The organism is Pseudomonas sp. TH06 (assembly GCF_016651305.1).
GTDB lineage: Bacteria > Pseudomonadota > Gammaproteobacteria > Pseudomonadales > Pseudomonadaceae > Aquipseudomonas.
The window spans coordinates 3,041,798-3,060,683 of the sequence record NZ_JAEKEC010000001.1; the positions used below are offsets into that span (position 1 = coordinate 3,041,798).

Annotated in this window: 14 protein-coding genes; 6 read left to right on the forward strand and 8 right to left on the reverse strand. The window is 60.8% G+C overall.

What is annotated here, in order from left to right:
• Positions 1-90: 90 nt before the first annotated feature.
• The gene (gene arcD, locus JFT86_RS13675; RefSeq protein WP_201237071.1) at positions 91-1,518 is read left to right on the forward strand and encodes an arginine-ornithine antiporter; all 1,428 of its coding nucleotides are present in this window, start codon (positions 91-93) and stop codon (positions 1,516-1,518) included.
• Positions 1,515-2,378 (forward strand): DNA-3-methyladenine glycosylase 2 family protein, encoded by an 864-nt coding sequence (locus JFT86_RS13680; RefSeq protein ID WP_201237072.1) that lies wholly within the window; start codon positions 1,515-1,517, stop codon positions 2,376-2,378. Before arcD ends, JFT86_RS13680 begins: the two co-directional genes overlap by 4 nt.
• A gap of 125 nt (positions 2,379-2,503) precedes the next feature.
• Here the strand turns inward: JFT86_RS13680 and JFT86_RS13685 are convergent, their stop codons facing one another.
• The 8 genes from JFT86_RS13685 to gap all read right to left on the reverse strand — a co-directional run bounded on the left by JFT86_RS13685 (position 2,504) and on the right by gap (position 13,323).
• Complete coding sequence (locus tag JFT86_RS13685) at positions 2,504-3,850, reverse strand: CoA transferase (protein WP_201237073.1); 1,347 nt, start codon at positions 3,848-3,850, stop codon at positions 2,504-2,506.
• Between the two features lie 173 nt (positions 3,851-4,023).
• Positions 4,024-6,162, reverse strand: a complete 2,139-nt coding sequence (locus tag JFT86_RS13690) for a methyl-accepting chemotaxis protein (protein WP_201237074.1) — start codon at positions 6,160-6,162, stop codon at positions 4,024-4,026.
• Positions 6,163-6,551: 389 nt separating this feature from the next.
• The gene (locus tag JFT86_RS13695) at positions 6,552-6,941 is read right to left on the reverse strand and encodes a YbaN family protein (RefSeq protein ID WP_201237075.1); all 390 of its coding nucleotides are present in this window, start codon (positions 6,939-6,941) and stop codon (positions 6,552-6,554) included.
• Between the two features lie 165 nt (positions 6,942-7,106).
• A complete protein-coding gene (locus JFT86_RS13700) occupies positions 7,107-7,703 on the reverse strand; it encodes a biliverdin-producing heme oxygenase (RefSeq protein WP_201237076.1) in 597 nt (198 codons plus the stop codon).
• A 111-nt stretch (positions 7,704-7,814) separates the two neighbouring features.
• Positions 7,815-10,400, reverse strand: a complete 2,586-nt coding sequence (locus JFT86_RS13705; RefSeq protein ID WP_201237077.1) for a TonB-dependent receptor — start codon at positions 10,398-10,400, stop codon at positions 7,815-7,817.
• A 122-nt stretch (positions 10,401-10,522) separates the two neighbouring features.
• Positions 10,523-11,488, reverse strand: coding sequence for a FecR domain-containing protein (locus JFT86_RS13710; RefSeq protein WP_201237078.1), 966 nt, complete (start codon positions 11,486-11,488; stop codon positions 10,523-10,525).
• Positions 11,489-11,613: 125 nt separating this feature from the next.
• Entirely contained in the window at positions 11,614-12,132 is a 519-nt protein-coding gene (locus tag JFT86_RS13715; protein ID WP_201237079.1) for a sigma-70 family RNA polymerase sigma factor, read from the reverse strand.
• A gap of 189 nt (positions 12,133-12,321) precedes the next feature.
• Positions 12,322-13,323: a type I glyceraldehyde-3-phosphate dehydrogenase gene (gap, locus tag JFT86_RS13720; RefSeq protein WP_201237080.1), complete on the reverse strand. Its 1,002-nt coding sequence runs from the start codon at positions 13,321-13,323 to the stop codon at positions 12,322-12,324.
• A gap of 220 nt (positions 13,324-13,543) precedes the next feature.
• Here gap and edd point away from each other — a divergent pair, with 220 nt between their 5' ends.
• From edd to JFT86_RS13740, 4 genes are all read left to right on the forward strand, one after another.
• Complete coding sequence (edd, locus tag JFT86_RS13725) at positions 13,544-15,370, forward strand: phosphogluconate dehydratase (RefSeq protein ID WP_201237081.1); 1,827 nt, start codon at positions 13,544-13,546, stop codon at positions 15,368-15,370.
• Positions 15,367-16,326 carry a glucokinase gene (locus tag JFT86_RS13730; protein ID WP_201237082.1) on the forward strand — a complete coding sequence of 320 codons (960 nt, stop codon included), beginning with the start codon at positions 15,367-15,369 and terminating at the stop codon, positions 16,324-16,326. The genes edd and JFT86_RS13730 overlap by 4 nt, the downstream gene beginning before the upstream one ends.
• Positions 16,327-16,476: 150 nt before the next feature.
• On the forward strand, positions 16,477-17,208 hold the full coding sequence (locus JFT86_RS13735) for a response regulator transcription factor (protein ID WP_008082801.1): 732 nt from the start codon (positions 16,477-16,479) through the stop codon (positions 17,206-17,208).
• Complete coding sequence (locus tag JFT86_RS13740) at positions 17,198-18,667, forward strand: ATP-binding protein (RefSeq protein ID WP_201238599.1); 1,470 nt, start codon at positions 17,198-17,200, stop codon at positions 18,665-18,667. Before JFT86_RS13735 ends, JFT86_RS13740 begins: the two co-directional genes overlap by 11 nt.
• Positions 18,668-18,886: the final 219 nt, after the last annotated feature.

Below are 18,886 nucleotides of genomic sequence, written 5' to 3' on the forward strand. Positions count from 1 at the left end.
GAGGGCGGCTTCGCCACCCATCGGGATGAATCCCCTCGCCACAGGTAAACAGGTTCTGAATAACCAGTTGTTTGGAAAAGGGAGACTGGAATGTCGCAAACGACGCAAAAGCTGCGCCTTGGTGCGTTGATCGCCCTGGTGGTGGGGTCGATGATTGGCGGGGGGATTTTCTCGTTGCCGCAGAACATGGCGGCACGGGCCGATGCCGGGGCGATTCTGATCGGTTGGGGCATTACCGCGATCGGCATGTTGACGCTGGCGTTCGTTTTTCAAACCTTGGCCAACCGCAAGCCGGAGCTGGACTCAGGTGTCTACGCCTACGCCAAAGCCGGGTTCGGCGACTACATGGGCTTTTCGTCTGCGTGGGGTTACTGGATCAGCGCGTGGCTGGGCAACGTCGGCTATTTCGTTCTGTTGTTCAGCACCCTCGGTTATTTTTTTCCGGTGTTCGGCCAAGGCAATACGCCGATCGCCATCGGTTGCGCTTCGGTGCTGCTGTGGGCCGTGCATTTTCTGGTGATGCGCGGGATCAAGGAGGCAGCATTCATCAATCAAGTGACCACGGTGGCGAAGATCGTGCCGTTGATCATGTTCATCGTCATCGCCGCCGTGGCGTTCAAGGCTGACATCTTCACTCGCGACATCTGGGGTCACAGCAACCCGAGTTTCGGCGGGGTGATGGATCAGGTGCGCAACATGATGCTGGTCACCGTGTTTGTGTTCATCGGCATCGAAGGCGCCAGCGTGTACTCGGCGCGGGCGGAGAAACGCAGCGACGTCGGCCGCGCCACGGTAATCGGTTTTATCGGTGTGCTGGCGCTGCTGGTGCTGGTCAACGTGCTGTCGCTGGGGATCATGAGCCAGCCGGAACTGGCCACCCTGCAGAACCCGTCGCTGGCGGCGGTGCTGGAGCATATCGTCGGGCCATGGGGCGCGTTGCTGATCAGTATCGGCCTGGCCATTTCCTTGCTCGGCGCATTGTTGTCGTGGGCGTTGCTCTGCGCGGAAATCCTCTTCGCCACGGCGAAGGACAAGACCATGCCGGCGTTCCTGAAAAAGGAAAACGCCAACCATGTGCCGATCAATGCGCTGTGGCTGACCAATGTGATGATCCAGGTTTTCCTGCTGATCACGCTGTTCTCGGCCGGTACATACACCAGCCTGATTTATCTGGCCTCTTCGATGATTCTGGTGCCGTACCTGTGGTCGGCGGCATACGCAGTGCTGTTGAGCGGACGCGGTGAAACCTACGAGCACGCCTCGGCCGAACGCACCAAGGATCTGCTGATCGGCGGCATCGCCCTGTGTTATGCGGTGTGGTTGTTGTATGCCGGCGGGGTCAAGTATTTGCTGTTGTCGGCGCTGCTGTACGCGCCGGGAGTGATTCTGTTTGCCAAGGCCAAACATGAGCAGGGCGAGCCGCTGTTCACCACGGTCGAGAAAGGCATTTTTACCTGCGTGATCATTGGCGCCGGTCTGGCGGCGTATGGTTTGTACAGCGGGGTGTTGTCGTTGTGAGGTTGTCACTTGAGTATCAGCCGCCGTATGACTGGGCGGCGATGTCGGGATTTCTCGCGGCGCGGGCGGTGGTCGGGATGGAGACGGTGGTCGATGGCGTTTATTCGCGCAGCATCGGCTTGAACGGCGTTCACGGTACGGTTTCGGTTGGCCAAGGCACCGCTGATGCGCTGGAGGTGGCGCTGGATTTTCCGGATCCAGCGTCGCTGCCGGAGATCGTTGCGCGGCTGCGGCGGATGTTTGATCTGGATGCGGATCTGTCGTTGATGCAGCGGCATCTGGCGCGAGATCCGTTGCTGGCGCGATTGCTCGCCGAGCGTCCGGGGATGCGGGTTCCCGGTGCGTGGGACGGTCTGGAACTGGCGTTTCGCGCGGTGCTTGGGCAGCAGATTACCGTGGTCGCCGCGATTTGCTTGGCGGGCAAACTGGTTGCGCAATATGGCGTGCCGTTGCGTTCAACGATTCCGGGTTTGACCCATGTTTTTCCTCAGGCAGATATTTTGGCGGCGGCGGATCTGGCCGCATTGGGTATGCCGAAAAGTCGTGGGCGAACGCTGTCGGGCGTGGCGCAGGCGTTGCTCGATGATCCGTCATTGTTTGCGCCGAATCGCGAGGGCGGGGTGGCGCGGTTGTTGGCGCTGCACGGAATTGGTGATTGGACGGCGCAGTACATTGCGCTGCGGCAGTTGCGTGATATGGATGGGTTTCCGACGGGGGATGTCGGGTTGTTGCGGGCGCTGGAAGTGCTGGAAGGGCAGCGGCCGACTGCGCGGGAATTATCTTTGCGGGCAGAGGGCTGGCGGCCGTATCGAGGGTATGCCGCTCAGCTGTTGTGGACGTCCTTGAGCCGGGCTGACTGATCCGAGTTTTGTGTTGGCCGAACTGGTCTCTTCGCGAGCAGGCTCACTCCTACATTCACCGCGTTCCATCAGAAGAAATGCGTTCAACTGTAGGAGTGAGCCTGCTCGCGATAGCAATTTCAGCTTCACCACTGTGGTCGGTGTGAACCCAACTCTGTGGCCGGCAACGCCCACTGCACCGGCGTCCCGCTGATCGTCAGCGGTGCTTGCAACCGGTGCGCCGGCCCCCACGGGGTCTGCTCGACCTGCAAACCCTGATCCCGATCATCCTCGGCCCGCAACGCCTCATCAGTCCCCGGCCCATGCTCAATCAACAGCTTCGCGGTACGCGCCAGCGACAGCCGTGCCGAACCGCCGCTTCCACTGCGCAAACGCTCGGTCAGCAACGTGATCGCACTCGCCGCCATCAGATACCCGGTTGCATGATCCAGCGCCTGCACCGGCAGCGGCGTCGGTTGGTCCGCCTGCTTCCAGCGCTGTCCGGCGTCGGCGATGCCGCTGCTCATCTGCACCAGGCTGTCGAAGCCGCGGCGGTTCTGCCACGGGCCGCTCCAGCCATAGGCGTTGAGGCAGACGTCAATCAGCCCCGGCGCCAGTTGCCGGCGGCGCTCGGCGCCGAAACCGAGCTGCTCGAGGGCATCGGCGCGATAGCCGTGGAGCAGAATGTCAGCGTCTTTCAGTAGTTGTTCGAACACGCTGCGATCGGTCGGATCGTGCAGATCCAGCCGCGCACAACGTTTGCCGAGGGTGACTTCCGGGACCACACCCGGCTCGTTCCAGGTCGGCGGATCGATGCGCAGCACATTGGCGCCGAGGCCGGCAAGAAAGCGGCTGGCGGTCGGGCCGGCGAGTACGCGGGTCAGATCGAGTACCTTGATTCCCGCCATTGGTTGCGTCACCGAGCCTTGCCAGGTTTTGAAGTTTTCGTCCTGCTCATGCGTGAATTGCACCAGTGGCTCGGCATTCACCGCCATTCCCTGCGGATGTTGTTGCCACTGCGCCCAACTGCGCATCTCGGCGGCACAGCCCTTGGCCTCGACCACCGCTTGCTCGAGATCCGTGCTGGCCCATTGCGCTACTTTGGCTGCCATCGCCGCGCGGTCGGCACAGGCGCCGAGTACGCTTTCGGCGGCGGCGCGGTGATGCGGGGCGTTGGTGTGCAGACGGATCCAGCCGTCCTGAGTCGCGTAGTCACCTGCGACCGGATCCCACAGTGGCGGCACTTGCCAGCCAGTCGGGCGGATCGAGCTGGCGAACCAGAACGAAGCCAGGCGTCGATCGACTTCAACTTCGGGCAGGCGACCGGTGTGCTGATTCAAGAGTTCGCTGATGGCTTGCCCGGCAGCAGCGATGCTGGCGCAGGCCAGATCGGTGACGGCAAACGCCGAGGGCAGGGCGCCGCTGGCGGTGAACGGAATCGGCGTATGCGGCAAGCCGAGTGCGGCTTGAATGGACGTGAGCAGATCAGTCATCGAAGGCCCTCCGGAACGAGAGGGCGATGATAGTGCAAAAAAATCCTGGGCCAGATGAAATTCAATTGTAGGAGTGAGCCTGCTCGCGATTGCGTCGTATCAGTTGATGCATCTGTTTACTGACTCACCGCTATCGCGAGCAGGCTCACTCCTACAGGGGAAATGTGTGGTGATTACACGCGGAACTGGTCCATCAGCTTCATCTGCTGACTGGCCAATGCATTGAGCTGGCTGCTGATCGCTGCCGATTCAGTCGCCTGTTCAGTCAAGGTTTCAGTCACGGTACGAATCGCCGAAACGTTGCGATTGACCTCTTCGGCCACCGCGCTTTGTTGCTCGGCGGCGCTGGCGATTTGCAGGTTCATGTCGCTGATCACGGTGACCGCGTCGCTGATCTTGCCCAGCGCGTCCACGGCCTGACGGATCTGCCCGGCGTTGTTGTGGGCCTGGGTCTGGCTCGAATGCATGGTCGCGACCACGCCACGGGTACCGGTCTGAATCCGCTCGATGACCACGCGGATTTCCTCCACCGAATCCTGCGTGCGCTTGGCCAGGTTACGTACTTCGTCGGCGACCACGGCGAAACCGCGACCGCTCTCACCGGCACGCGCCGCTTCGATGGCCGCGTTGAGCGCCAGCAGGTTGGTCTGTTCGGCGATGCTGCGGATCACCTCCAGCACCGAACCGATCTGCTCGCTGTTGACCGCCAGCGCTTCGACTTCGGTCACCGCTTTGCTGACTTCTTCGGCCAGTTGATTGATGTCGCGGGTGCTGCGCTCGATGATCGACATACCGTCCTTGGCCGATTGGTCGGCGCCTTTCGCTGCGTTGGCAGCGTTCGAGGCGCTGTTGGCGACGTCGTGAGCGGTGGCGCTCATTTCGTTGGACGCGGTGGCGACCTGATCGATCTCGCGGAACTGCACTTGCATGCCTTCACTGGTTTGGCGGGCAATTTCCGAAGACTGGTCGGCGGTGCCACGCGCCTCGCTGATGCTCTGTTTGATCTGCGCAATGGTCGGTTGCAGCTTGTCGAGGAAGCGGTTGAACCAGTTCACTAGTTCACCCAGTTCATCCTGCTTGCCGTAGTTCAAACGTTGGGTCAGATCGCCTTCACCGCTGGCGATGTTCTTCAGCATCTCGGCGACGCTGTTGATCGGCCGGGTGACGCCGGAAGCGGTCAGCCAGATCAGCAGCAAGCCAATCAGACCGGCCACCACAGCCACGGCCAATGCAGTGATCACGCCGGTTTCCTGAGCATCATCGAGCACCGCTTGCAGCTTGACCGAATCAGCCAGCAGCACTTGTTTCGGCAGATCGATGACCACGCCCCACGCGCGCGAGTTGCCAATCGGATCGACCGGATACACCGCCCGGATCAGATCGCCTTGCTCCAGAATCTTTGGCGTGCCGGTGCTGAGCAGTTGCAGCACATCCTTGCCATCGGCCGCGAGGGTGTCGCTGATTTTCTTGCCGACTTTGGCGGCGTCGGAACTGTCGGCAGCCAGCACCCCGCTGCCGGAAACGATGAGCATGTGCCCGGCGTTGTTGAACAGGTTGCGCTGCGAGTCCACCGCCGCCGCTTGCAGGGCATCGAGGGCAATGTCGACACCGACCACGCCGATGGCTTTGCCGTCGACGATCAGAGGCACGGAAATGGTCGTCATGAGCATTTCCTTGGTGCCGACGGTGTCGGCATACGGATCGAGCAGGCAGGTGCGCTTATTGTCGCGAGGGCAGGTGTACCAACTGTTGTACGGCGTACCGCTGAGGCTGAGGGTGGTCTTGGTCATGTCTTCTTCGACCATGATCGTGTTCAGCGCCGAGCCAGCGGCACGGCTCCAGTACGTGGCGAAACGCCCGGCTTCGTTGGACTGGCGCGCGGCATCGTTGACGAATTCGCTGTCCTTGCCGTCGAGACCATTGGGTTCGAAGGCGAGCCAGATGCCGAGCACTTTGTCGTTGCGCTCGAAGGCGGTTTTCAGGCTCAGGTTCAACTCTTCGCGCAAGGCGCCGGCCTCCAGCGAACGCTTGGCCGCCATCACGCGCATGTCCTTGATCTGGTCAGCCAGCGCGGTGATCACCGTCAGGCTTTCGCCGAAGGTTTTCTGCACCCGCACCGCTTGTTCGGCAGCTTTGGCCTGCAACAGATTTTCCACACTGGTGGTGAGCATCTGGCTGCTGGAGTTGCTGACCAGTTCGTCGTTCTGGTTGGTCTGGTAAATGTTCATGCCGACGATCAGCGCAACCACGCCGAGCAGACACAGACCGGAGAGCAGAACGATTTTCAGGCGAATGGAAAGAGAGTCGAACATGGGGCGATCTCGTGAATGAATAAACCGGTGGCCACGGGGTTTGGAGTTACCCGGTTCGCCAAATCCATTCAGCGCCATGCAATGCTCATCGGCGTGAGGCGAGGGCGCATGAGCGCGATGCCGACGAACGGTCATCGCTAAACGTTTGCGCAGGGGAAAGTGCTGAAAAGGCGATTAATTACAGGGAAGTTTCATTGGGATGAACACGGCATAGCTGAATATGGGGAAGGCTTCTGTGGTGAGGGGATTTATCCCCGATTGGCTGCAAAGCAGCCACAAATCAGACAATTGCACAGTGCCAGATAAAACTGATTTTCAGGTTTTGGGGCTGCTGCGCAGCCCATCGGGGATAAATCCCCTCACCACAAAAGCCCCTCAAGCCGAGGGGTTCAGAGGGGAATGCTTTCCGGTCGCGACCAGATCCACAGGTTACCCATGCTCATCCCGACAATTGCCAGATACACCGGCCAGCCGTGATCGAGCATCACCAGCATCAGCGTTGCGCACAGCAACATGCTTACCGTGGCGCTGACCTTGGCCTTGCGCGCGATGATCTTGCCGTTTCGCCAGTTACTCAGAATCGGACCGAACAAACGATGGTTTTCCAGCCAGGCACTCAGGCGCGGCGAACTGCGGGTCGCGGCCCAGGCGGCGAGAAGGATGAACTCGGTGGTCGGCAGGCCGGGCACGACGATGGCGATCAGGCCAATGCCGAGGCTGACGTACGCGAGCAGGCCGAACAGCAGGCGGGCGAGTTTTGAGGAGGCGGGTTGCGGCATGGGCTCAGCGGGTAGCTTCTGAAGCGGGATGGGGATCTTACAGACTTACGCAGTTCCCCTGTAGGAGTGAGCCTGCTCGCGATAGCGGTGTATCAGTCGACATCATGTTGAATGACAGGACGCCATCGCGAGCAGGCTCACTCCTACAGTAGGACGTGTGGTGCTTCAGGCAGGTTCGGCTTCGGTGGCGTACGCCTGTTCCAGCAGCACAGTGAAGCGGTTGAACGCGTCAATCGCGCCTTGCTCCACTTCGGCTTCTTCCTCGGCACTGAACTCCAGCGCATCGAGGGTTTTGACGAAACGCTTCCAGCCTTCGGCGCGGCCACCTTCCGGCTCACCCAAATGACGGGCGCCAAAGGTTTCGCTCAGCTCCAGCGCCACGGCGCGTTTGATCAGGAACGCCGCACCCAGCTTCGAACCTTCGGAGACGAAGATCCAGCCCAATGCCCGGGCCTTACCCGGGTTCTTCACCGCACCGGCCACCGGCGCCGGGACTTCGGTGTGCAGATCCGCCAGATCAGCCTTGGCCGCTTCAGCGCGGCAGCGCGCCGGCAGGTCAGGGACGATCGTCGTCAGTTCGGCATTGTTGTACAGGTCGACCAGTTCCGACTGGAACAGGTATTGCGCCACGACGAAGCGGGCGAAGTTGGCGCGGGTCTCGAACGGCGCGTGAGCTTTGACCAGAGCGTCGAGCTTGCTGTGCGGCTCGTGGGTGATCTGGTTCAGGCGTTGTGAACGCAGGGCTTTTTCCGAAGTGGTCATGAGGTGTCCTTGATAAAAGAGGCGCTTGATAACGAGACGAACAAGAAGACGCGTGAGCGTAAAAAAACCTCACTGCGCGGTGATTGAACACGCGCAGTGAGGTCGACGGGATCAGATGTCCCAGATCAGATTGATCGCGAAGTTGCGGCCCGGTTGGGTCAGACGATCGAGGTTGGCCGGTTGCGTGACCGACGCTTCGCCGACGCTGTCGTAACCGCGCACGTCATCCCACAGCCAGTATTTCTTGTCGGTCAGGTTGTAAATGCCGCCGCTGACGGTGACGTCGTCGGTGACTTTGTAGAACCCGGCCAGATCAAGAATGCCGAAGCCTGGCGTCTTGAACTGACTGCTGACGCCGTCCGGCGACTTGAAGTTGCTGTCGTCGACGCGATCCTTTTTCTTCACCACGGTCCAGCTCAGCAGGCCGCCGTAGTTGTCCTGGTCGTAACCCAGGCCGAACACGCCAGTCAGCGGGTTGACGCTGTTGAGTGGCTCGCCGTTGTCGTTGTTGCGACCGTAGGCGTAGGCGATCGAGCCTTGGGTATAGAGGCCTTGTGGGGCGCCAAACGCATCCAGATTCAAACGGCCTTTGACTTCCGCACCCTTGATGGTGGCGTGCTTGATGTTGGCCGACTGGAAGGTCAGCTCGTTGCGGCCCGGGGTCACGGCGTCTTCGTTGATGAAATCGCGGTACTTGTTATAGAACACCGCCACGTCGAACGAGCCTTGCTCGAAGTTGCCGCGCAGGCCGGTTTCATAGCTTTTGCTCTTTTCCGGATCCAGGTCCGGGTTCGGCGTCACGCTGTAACCGGTGGTGCTGTTTTCGAAGCGGCCGTACAGCGCTTTCGCGGTCGGCGTGCGGAAGCCTTCGGCGTACTGACCGTACCAGGTGTAGTTCTCTGTCAGGGCGTAGGTCAGACCGAATTTCGGCGAGACTTTATGCCAGGTCTTGTTCTTGTCGCTGACCGTGCCCTGGCCATCCGCCGCCACGGTGTTGAGGAACTCCTGAGTGATGTGCGGCTTGAGCTGGGTGTAGTCGTAGCGCAGGCCCGGCAGGAAGGTCCAGTCGTTCCAGCTGATCTGATCCTGAGCGAAGACGCTGTAGGTGTTGATGGTCGGGTCCGGGAAGTCGGTGGCCTTTTTCAACACGTCTGCCGCACTGGTCGCGCCAACCGCGGTGCAGCCACGACCGACGGCCAGGCACGTGCCGTCGCCGCTGCGCGAGCCGGTGACTTTCTGTTGCTTGATGGTGGTGCCGTAGGTCAGCACGTGATCGGTGTCGCCGATGGCAAACGCCTTGTCCAGTTGCGCATCGAACACCCACTGTTTTTCCTCGTAAATCGTGTCGCGGGTGCGCAGCACTTTACGGGTCATCGGGTAGTAATACTCTTCAGTGCTCTGGTCGGTCTTGGCGATCTGGTGGTTGAGGCTCCACTTCACGTTGTCGACCAGCAGGCTGTCGAGGGCGAAGCGGTGCTCAATGCCGAAACGCTCACGGGTGATGGTGTCGTTACCGGTGCGCCACTGGTACATGCCCCCCGGCAGCACACTGTTCGGCATGGTCGGCGCGCCGTTGAAGAACGGGCCGCCGTAGGCGCTTTTCTGATCGGTGTCGCGATCATCCTTGTACTTTTCGTAGGTCAGGCCCAGGCGCGAATCTTCGTTGTAGTTCCAGCCGATCTTGGCCAGTACGTTGGTCGCCCTGACGTCTTCCGGGTTGGCGGCGGTGCGTTCCAGGCCGGTGCCGTTGTTGCTGCCGTAGGAGTCGGTTTCGTGACCGTCGCGCTGGCTGTAGTGCAGCAAGCCGTCGAACTGCTCGGCACGACCGGCCACGGTGGCGGACTTCAGCCAGCTGTCATCGGCCGGGCTGTAACCGGTTTTCAGGCGAGCGCCGACGTCTTTGCCGGGTTTGATGATGTCGTCGGCATCGAGGGTGTAATAGCTGACAGCGCCACCGATGGCGTTGCTGCCGTACAGCACCGAGGCCGGGCCACGGAGAATCTCCACGCGTTTGACGATTTCCGGATCGACGTAATTGCGCTGGGTCTTGGCGTAGGGACCGTTGAAGAAACCGTCCGGTATTTCGACGCCGTCCACCTGCGTGAGGATGCGGTCGCCGTCGATGCCGCGAATGTTGTAGCCGCTGATGCCGCCGCGTGTGCCGGCGCCGCCGACGGAAACGCCCGGCTCATAGCGCACCAGATCCTTGATGGTGTTGACGTTGTTGCGGTCCAGTTCGTCGCGGGTGTGCACGGTGACGGTGCTCGGCACGCTGTTCACCGACTGTTCCTGGCGAGTGGCGCTGATGGTCACCTGATCGAGATTGAGGGCGCCGCTGGTGCTGCGTTTCTCCAGCACGACGTTGTTGTTGCTCAGCTTGCGGAAGCTCAGGTTGGTCCCCACCAACAGGCGCTCGAGGGCTTTTTCCGGTGGCAGCGAACCACGCACGCCCGGCGACGATACGCCCTGACCCAGCTCCGCCGGCAAACCGACCTGCCAGCCCGTCACGGCGGTGAAGGCATTGAGGGCCGACACCAGCGGTTGCTGGCCAATCGAGAACGAGTAATCGCCCATGTTGCGTGCCGGTTGCTCGGTGGCAGCCATCAGCGGTGCGGTACCGGCCATCAGAATGGCAGCGGTCAGCAGCGACAATACGCGGGATGGGGAAGAAGTCTGGCGGGTAAGGCGTGAGGACATCGATAGCGCTCCGTGTCGCACGAATCTTTATAGGTGCAGATCCGCGTCCGAGGATGCGAATCAATTGCATTGGCTATAACGAGACGAACGGCAATCGGCTATCGAGTAAAAATAATTCTCATTTAGTTCAAGATCACCAGCGCGGGGAATTCCTGCAGGCGCGCCGAGGTGATGTGGGCGAGGGAGCGCACCACGTCGAGCGGTTGATCGAGGCGGTAATTGCCGGTTACGGCGACATCCGCCAACTGCTCGTTGGTGTTGATGATCCAGCCCGGGTAGTAGCGGCGCAGTTCGGCCAGGACTTGATTCAACGGGCAGTTTTCGAACACCAGTCGGCCCTGCACCCAGGCAAGGTCAGTGTTCGCGTCGAGTTTGGCCGGGCGGTCGAAGCCGTTCGGGCCGATGCGGATGCTTTCGCCGGCACTCAAGCGCACCCGCGCATCGTTATGGGTGGCGCGCAAATCGACATCGCCGCGTTGCACGTTGACCTGCGCCACGCCGTCCAGATAACGCACGGCGAACGCGGTGTCGCGCACGCTGGCCCTGACCGGGCCGGCATCGATTTCCAGCGGCTGATTGCGATTGGCCGCAACCTCGAAAAACGCTTCGCCCTGATACAACCGTGCGACGCGTTGTTGCTCGTTGATGGTGCTGGAGAAGGCCGAATTGGTATTGAGCAGGACTTTCGAACCGTCCTCCAGTTGCAGGCGCTGCCGCTCGCCGACCACGGTCAGGTGATCGGCCTGAATGCGCATCGGCAGGTTGCTGAAACTGAACAGACCGAGGATCAGCACGGCGGCGGTGGCCAGCGGTTTCCAGTGTGGCCGCAGACGTTTGAGCACGGTGACTTTCGCAGGTGCCGTCGCCAGCGTCTGCGCACACTGGGCGATTTGCGGACCGTCCCAGATCGCCTGCGCCTTGGCGAAGGCCTCGGCATTCAACGGATCAGCCGCCAGCCAGGCATGGAATTGCCGGGTCTGCTCCTCGTCCGGGCTGCCGAGCACGATGAGCCAGTCGAGTGCCTGGTCCATTGCGTTTGCAGCGTCCTGCGCCGATGCCGGCGAAGGCGAGCGGTGGGTGTCCGTCACGGTGTTTCCTCGGCAGTGTCTGTGCACGGCTGTTTTTTCAAGTGAAGCGTAAAAGTCGGGCAAGGGTAACAAAGCCCGATGATCAGTGCAGTCGATCCTCACACTTACAGAAAAGCCCTACAGCATCAGTCGCCATTCAAACGTTCGGCGACACCGATGCAAATCGACATGATCAGCTTGAGTTCTTTCTGCACCGTGCTGAGCGACACATTCAGTTCGTCGGCGATTTCCTGATAGCTGTGCCCGTGCAGACGGCTGAGGATGAATATCTGCTGCTGACGCGGGCTGAGTTCACTGAGGCTCACGTTCAAGCGCTCCAGCAATTGTTCGGCGTGGGCGGCGTCTTCGGCGCTGCTGGCTGGGGCGGCGATGCTGTGCACGACGTCCTGCGGCACGTCATCGACCATGGTCCGCGAATGAATCTTGCGCGCACGCAGATGATCCCGTGCCAGGTTGCGCGCAGTCTGGAAGACAAAGGGTTCGAGATGATCGATGGCCCGCTCGCTCAGCGCCCGCGTCACGCGCAGGTAGGTTTCCTGCAACAGGTCTTCAGCGGTGCTGTGGTTGTTGACCATCCGTTCCAGCGTACGCAGCAGTGAAGTGCGCTGGGTGAGGAAGACGTGGTTGAAGCGCGATTGACTCACGGGAGGACCTGATCCATTTTGAGCGAATGATAATGCTTATCATCTGCCCGTATGGTCAAGCTTTGATTTTGAATACAGCACAAGACATGTAGGAGTGAGCCTGCTCGCGATAGCGGTCGATCAGCCACAACATTTGTGACTGACAGATCGCAATCGCGAGCAGGCTCACTCCTACAGAAAAGCGGGGGATTACTCGGCGTTACACAGCGCCAGGCAGTTATCCAGCATGCGATTCGAGAAACCCCACTCGTTGTCGTACCAGGCCAGTACCTTCAGCAATTTGCCGCTGGATTTGGTGTGGTTGGCGTCGAAGATCGACGACAGCGGGTTGTGGTTGAAGTCGCTGGACACCAGCGGCAGGGTGTTGAAACCGAGAATCTTCGAGTGCTGGCTCGCGGCTTTCATCAGCGCGTTGACTTCTTCGGCGCTGGCTTCTTTTTTCAGTTGTACGGTCAGGTCCACCAGCGACACATTGATCACCGGCACCCGCACGGCCATGCCGGTCAGTTTGCCCGCCAGTTCCGGCAGCACCAGGCCCACCGCTTCAGCGGCGCCGGTCTTGCTCGGGATCATGTTCTGTGTGGCCGAACGCGCGCGGTACGGGTCGGTGTGGTAGACATCGGTCAGGTTCTGGTCGTTGGTGTAGGCATGAATCGTGGTCATCAGACCGCTTTCGATCCCCAGCTCACGGTGCAGCACCTGCGCCACCGGCGCCAGGCAGTTGGTGGTGCACGAGGCGTTGGAGATGATCTGGTGCGACTGGCGCAGAATGTCGTGGTTCACACCATAAACGACGGTGGCATCGGCGCCTTTGGCCGGGGCCGAGATAATCACTTTGCGTGCGCCGGCAGTAATATGCGCAGCGGCTTTGGCACGGTCGGTGAACAGACCGGTGCATTCGAATACCACATCAATCTTTTCCGCAGCCCACGGCAGTTCGGCCGGGTTGCGAATGGCGCTGACCGCAATGCGGTCGCCGTTGACGGTCAGGCTCTCGTTGTCATGCGCCACTTCGGCGTCGAACGTGCCATGAACGGTGTCGTATTTGAGCAGATGCGCGTTGATTGAGCTGTCGCCCAGATCGTTGATGGCGACGATCTGCAAATCCTGACGATAGCCTTGGGTATACAGTGCGCGTAGGACATTACGGCCGATGCGGCCAAAACCATTGATTGCGATTCGAAGAGTCATGGAACAGCGCCGCCGTCGTTTTGTTGTTGGAATTACAAGATTATTCGCATAAAAATAGAAAACAAGCCTTTTTAGTGGCAATATTTTGTTTTATCTACAACGAGTGACCTGAATCAACTGGTCCGAATGGTCAAAAAAGCCGTCTGTCATTCCAACAACAGCGGTGTTTGATCAGCATAGACAATCAGGTCGCCACATCCGTTAGCCTGGAGTTCTACACATGCATCCCCGCGTTCTTGAGGTCACCGAACGGCTTATCGCCCGCAGCCGCGCCACGCGTCAGGCTTACCTTGCACTGATTCGCGGCGCCGCGACGGATGGCCCGATGCGCGGCAAGCTGCAATGCGCCAACTTCGCCCACGGCGTGGCCGGGTGCGGCAGCGAAGACAAGCACAGCCTGCGGATGATGAATTCGGCGAACATCGCCATTGTTTCTTCGTATAACGACATGCTCTCGGCGCATCAGCCGTACGAAGTCTTTCCTGAGCAAATCAAGAATGCCCTGCGCGAAATCGGTTCGGTCGGCCAATTCGCCGGCGGCACTCCGGCGATGTGCGATGGCGTGACTCAAGGTGAGCCGGGCATGGAGCTGAGCCTGCCGAGCCGCGAAGTGATTGCCATGTCCACCGCCGTGGCGCTGTCGCACAACATGTTCGATGGCGCATTGATGCTCGGCATCTGCGACAAGATCGTGCCGGGGCTGATGATGGGCTCGCTGCGCTTCGGTCACCTGCCAACGATCTTCGTCCCGGGCGGGCCGATGGTCTCGGGCATTTCCAACAAGGAAAAAGCCGACGTGCGGCAGAAATACGCCGAAGGCAAAGCGACCCGCGAAGAGTTGCTGGAATCGGAGATGAAGTCCTATCACAGCCCGGGCACCTGCACCTTTTACGGCACCGCCAACACTAACCAGTTGCTGATGGAAGTCATGGGCCTGCACTTGCCGGGCGCCTCTTTCGTCAACCCGAATACGCCGCTGCGTGAGGCGCTGACTCGCGAAGCCGCACATCAAGTGACGCGCCTGACCAAGCAGAACGGCAACTTCATGCCGATCGGCGAAATCGTCGACGAAAAGTCGCTAGTCAACTCGATCGTGGCGCTGCACGCCACCGGCGGTTCGACCAACCACACCCTGCACATGCCGGCCATCGCCATGGCCGCGGGCATTCAACTGACCTGGCAGGACATGGCCGACCTTTCCGAAGTCGTGCCGACCCTGAGCCACGTCTACCCGAACGGCAAAGCCGACATCAACCACTTCCAGGCGGCGGGCGGCATGTCGTTCCTGATCCGCGAACTGCTCGCGGCTGGCCTGCTGCACGAAGACGTCAATACTGTCCTGGGCCACGGCTTGAGCAAATACACCAAAGAGCCATTCCTCGATAACGGTGAATTGGTCTGGCGCGAAGGCCCGGTCGACAGCCTCGACGAAAACATCCTGCGTCCAGTCGCTCGCGCGTTCTCCACGGAGGGCGGTTTGCGCGTGATGGAGGGCAACCTCGGTCGCGGTGTGATGAAGGTGTCGGCCGTGGCGCTGGAAAACCAGATCGTCGAAGCACCGGCCATGGTGTTCCAGGATCAGCAGGATCTGGCCGATGCGTTCAAGGCCGGTCTGCTGGAAAAAGATTTTGTCGCGGTGATGCGCTTCCAGGGCCCGCGCTCCAACGGCATGCCGGAACTGCACAAGATGACGCCGTTCCTCGGCGTGCTGCAGGATCGCGGCTTCAAAGTCGCACTGGTGACTGACGGGCGCATGTCCGGCGCCTCGGGGAAAATCCCGGCGGCGATCCACGTCAGCCCCGAAGCTTATGTCGGTGGTGCTTTGGCGCGCGTGCAAGAGGGCGATATCATCCGCGTCGATGGCGTCAAAGGCACCTTGGAACTCAAGGTCGACGCCGACGAATTTGCAGCGCGCGAACCCGCCAAAGGCCTGTTGGGCAACAACATCGGCAGCGGTCGCGAACTGTTTGGTTTCATGCGTTTGGCCTTCAGCTCGGCGGAGCAGGGCGCCAGCGCCTTCACTTCTGCCCTGGAGACGCTTAATTGAAACTGGCTTTGGTCGGTGACATCGGAGGCACCAACGCGCGGTTTGCGTTGTGGAAAAACCAGCAACTGGAATCGGTTCAGGTGCTGGCCACGGCCGACCATGCCAGCCCGGAAGAGGCGATCAGCCTCTACCTGAGCGGGCTCGGTCTGGCGCCGGGTGCAATCGGCTCGGTATGCCTGTCGGTGGCAGGCCCTGTCAGCGGCGACGAATTCAAGTTCACCAACAACCATTGGCGCCTGAGTCGCACAGCGTTCTGCAAAACCTTGCAGGTCGAGCAACTGCTGTTGGTCAACGACTTCTCGGCAATGGCGCTGGGCATGACCCGTTTGCAACCGGGCGAATTTCGCGTGGTCTGCGAGGGCACGCCAGAGCCGTTGCGCCCGGCGGTAGTGATTGGTCCGGGCACTGGCCTTGGCGTCGGCACTCTGCTCGATCTCGGCGAAGGCCGTTTCGCCGCGTTGCCGGGCGAGGGCGGTCACGTCGATCTGCCGCTGAGCAGCCCGCGTGAAACGCAACTGTGGCAACACATCCACAACGAAATCGGCCATGTCAGCGCCGAAACCGCGTTGAGCGGCGGCGGCTTGCCTCGGGTGTACCGGGCGATCTGCGCGGTGGACGGCCATGAGCCGCAACTCGACACGCCGGAAGCGATTACCGCGGCAGGCCTGGCGGGTGACCCGATTGCGCTGGAAGTGCTGGAACAGTTCTGCTGCTGGTTGGGGCGTGTGGCCGGCAACAACGTGCTGACCACGGGCGGGCGCGGTGGGGTTTATATCGTCGGGGGCGTGATTCCACGCTTTGCCGATTTCTTCGTCGAAAGCGGTTTTGCCCGTAGCTTTGCCGACAAGGGCTGCATGAGCGATTACTTCAAAGGCATTCCGGTGTGGCTGGTGACGGCGCCGTATTCCGGGCTGATGGGTGCCGGAGTAGCCTTGGAGCAATCAATCCCGGCCTGAAATGCAATCAAACTGTAGGAGTGAGCCCTTGTGGTGAGGGGATAAATCCCCTCACCACAGGTTTTGCTCCCGCAGTGGTTTTGTGGTGTTTGTAAAATCAGTGCTTAAGGCATAATCCGCCCCAATTCCAACAACAAGGATGCCTTCGAAGTGAGCTCAGTCAACAAGTCGATATTGTTGGTCGATGACGACCAGGAAATACGCGAGTTGCTGGAAACCTACCTGACCCGTGCCGGGTTTCAGGTACGTGCCACCGCCGATGGCGCCAGTTTCCGCCAGGCACTCAACGAGGCGCCGAGCGATCTGGTGATCCTCGATGTCATGCTGCCCGACGAAGACGGCTTCAGCCTGTGCCGCTGGGTGCGCCAGCATCCGCGTCAGGCGCAAGTGCCGATCATCATGCTCACCGCCAGTTCCGACGAGGCCGACCGCGTGATCGGGCTGGAGCTCGGTGCCGACGACTACCTCGGCAAACCCTTCAGCCCCCGCGAACTGCAAGCCCGCATCAAGGCCTTGCTGCGACGCGCGCAATTTGGTCAGGAGCGCAACGGCAGTGAAGTGCTGGCCTTCGATGAGTGGCGGCTGGACATGGTCAGCCATCGGCTGTTCCACACGGATGGCGAGGAAGTAATCCTGTCCGGCGCCGACTTCGCGCTGCTGAAACTGTTCCTCGATCACCCGCAGGAAATCCTCGACCGCGACACCATCGGCAACGCCACCCGGGGTCGCGACCTGATGCCGCTCGATCGCATCGTCGACATGGCGGTCAGCCGTTTGCGCCAGCGCCTGCGCGACACGGAAAAACCGCCACGGTTGATCCGCACCGTGCGCGGCAGTGGCTACCAACTGGCAGCCAACGTGGTTGCCGGCAATGGTCACTGAGTCGCTGCGCAAACTCGCGGCCAAGGTGCCGGTGCCGCGCTCGCTGCTTGGGCGGATGCTCCTGCTGACCTTGCTCGCGGTGTTGTTCGCGCAGACGTTATCCAGCGTGATCTGGGTCTCGCAACTGCGCGCCACTCAGCTCGAAGGCCTGGTCACCAGCGCCCGCAGCCTCGCCCATTCGATGACCGCCAGCGTCAGCTATTTCCGCTCGCTGCCGGTGGCGTATCGGCCGTTGGTGCTCGACCAGTTGCGCAGCATGGGCGGCACCCGGTTCGTGGTGACGCTCAACGATAAACCGTTGGGCATGGACGTGCTGCCGGTGACGCCGCGCAAGGCTGCAGTGATGAAGGCCGTGGACGAAGTGCTGCGCCAGACCCTCGGCAATGACACCGATATTTCGGTGACATTTGTCAGCCCCGAGGACCTGCGGATTTTCAACGCTGGGTTGAAACTCGATGAACTGCCACGTTCCTGGGCGCATTACGCGCTGACGCTGGAACCGGTAAACCCGCCCGTGCTGGTCACGCAGATCCAGATGGCGCCGGGTGAATGGCTGTACATCGCTTCCTTGCTGCCCGAGCCCTACACCAGCCTTGAAGAACAAGGCCTGCCCTCACAGCAGGTGTGGTTTATCGTTCTCACCAGCGGTTTCCTGCTGTTGTTCATCGGTCTGTTGGTGCACTGGCAGAGCCGGCCGCTCAAGCGTCTGGCGCGGGCCGCACGCGACATGTCGCTGGGCGCTGACGTCGAGCCGGTGGCCGAGGGTGGCGGCAGTGAAGTGGTTGAAGTGGGCCGTGCTTTCAACACCATGCGCGAACGCATCAGCCGTTACCTGACCGAACGCAGCCAGTTGTTCAGCGCGATCTCGCATGACCTGCGCACACCGATCACCCGTTTGCGCTTGCGCGTCGAACTGCTGGAAGACGAAACGCTGCAAGCCAAGTTCGGCCGAGATCTGGATGAACTGGAGCTGCTGGTCAAAGGCGCGTTGCAGTGCGTGAAAGACACCGATATCCACGAGAACATCGAGCCGGTGGATCTGAATCATGTGCTCGACTGCCTCGTCGAGCCGTATCTGGCGCCCAACGGCAATGGCCGGGTGACTCAGGATGGTCGGGCGCTGGCGGCCTATTCGGGCAAGCCTTTGGCGCTGAAACGTTGCATTGGCAACCTGATCGATAACGCGCTGAAGTATGGGCAAAACGCTCACTTGCATATCGATGACGATGAGAGCGCATTTGTCCTGCACGTCGACGATGAAGGGCCGGGGGTGCCGGAGCAGCGGCTGGAGCAGGTGTTTGAGCCGCACTTTCGCTTGGCGGGGCAGCAACAGGGGTATGGCCTCGGTTTGGGAATTGCGCGCAACATTGCCCATAGCCATGGGGGTGAGGTGACGTTGCAGAATTTGCGTGAGGGTGGCTTGCGCGTGACCCTGCAACTGCCGCGCAGTGCTGATTGACACCCATCATTGTGGCGAGGGAGCTTGCTCCCGCTGGACTGCGCAGCAGGCCTTATTTTTGAGTGCCGCTTCGCGCCACAGCGGGAGCAAGCTCCCTCGCCACAGATCTCACTCTAGATCTATCAATGTCACAGGTCGGTGACGAACCCCGCCCCCTTCGTTACAAGCCCGCCCCGGCCCGTTGTTTAGACTCCCCGCAGTCATAACAACAAAAAAGGC

Coding starts and splice junctions, on each gene's coding strand:
- arcD (WP_201237071.1), top strand. CDS start 91: ATGTCGCAAACGACGCAAAAGCTGCGCCTTGGTGCGTTGATCGCCCTG.
- JFT86_RS13690 (WP_201237074.1), bottom strand. CDS start 6,162: ATGTTCGACTCTCTTTCCATTCGCCTGAAAATCGTTCTGCTCTCCGGT.
- JFT86_RS13685 (WP_201237073.1), bottom strand. CDS start 3,850: ATGACTGATCTGCTCACGTCCATTCAAGCCGCACTCGGCTTGCCGCAT.
- gap (WP_201237080.1), bottom strand. CDS start 13,323: ATGACTCTTCGAATCGCAATCAATGGTTTTGGCCGCATCGGCCGTAAT.
- JFT86_RS13740 (WP_201238599.1), top strand. CDS start 17,198: ATGGTCACTGAGTCGCTGCGCAAACTCGCGGCCAAGGTGCCGGTGCCG.
- JFT86_RS13700 (WP_201237076.1), bottom strand. CDS start 7,703: ATGACCACTTCGGAAAAAGCCCTGCGTTCACAACGCCTGAACCAGATC.
- edd (WP_201237081.1), top strand. CDS start 13,544: ATGCATCCCCGCGTTCTTGAGGTCACCGAACGGCTTATCGCCCGCAGC.
- JFT86_RS13695 (WP_201237075.1), bottom strand. CDS start 6,941: ATGCCGCAACCCGCCTCCTCAAAACTCGCCCGCCTGCTGTTCGGCCTG.
- JFT86_RS13705 (WP_201237077.1), bottom strand. CDS start 10,400: ATGTCCTCACGCCTTACCCGCCAGACTTCTTCCCCATCCCGCGTATTG.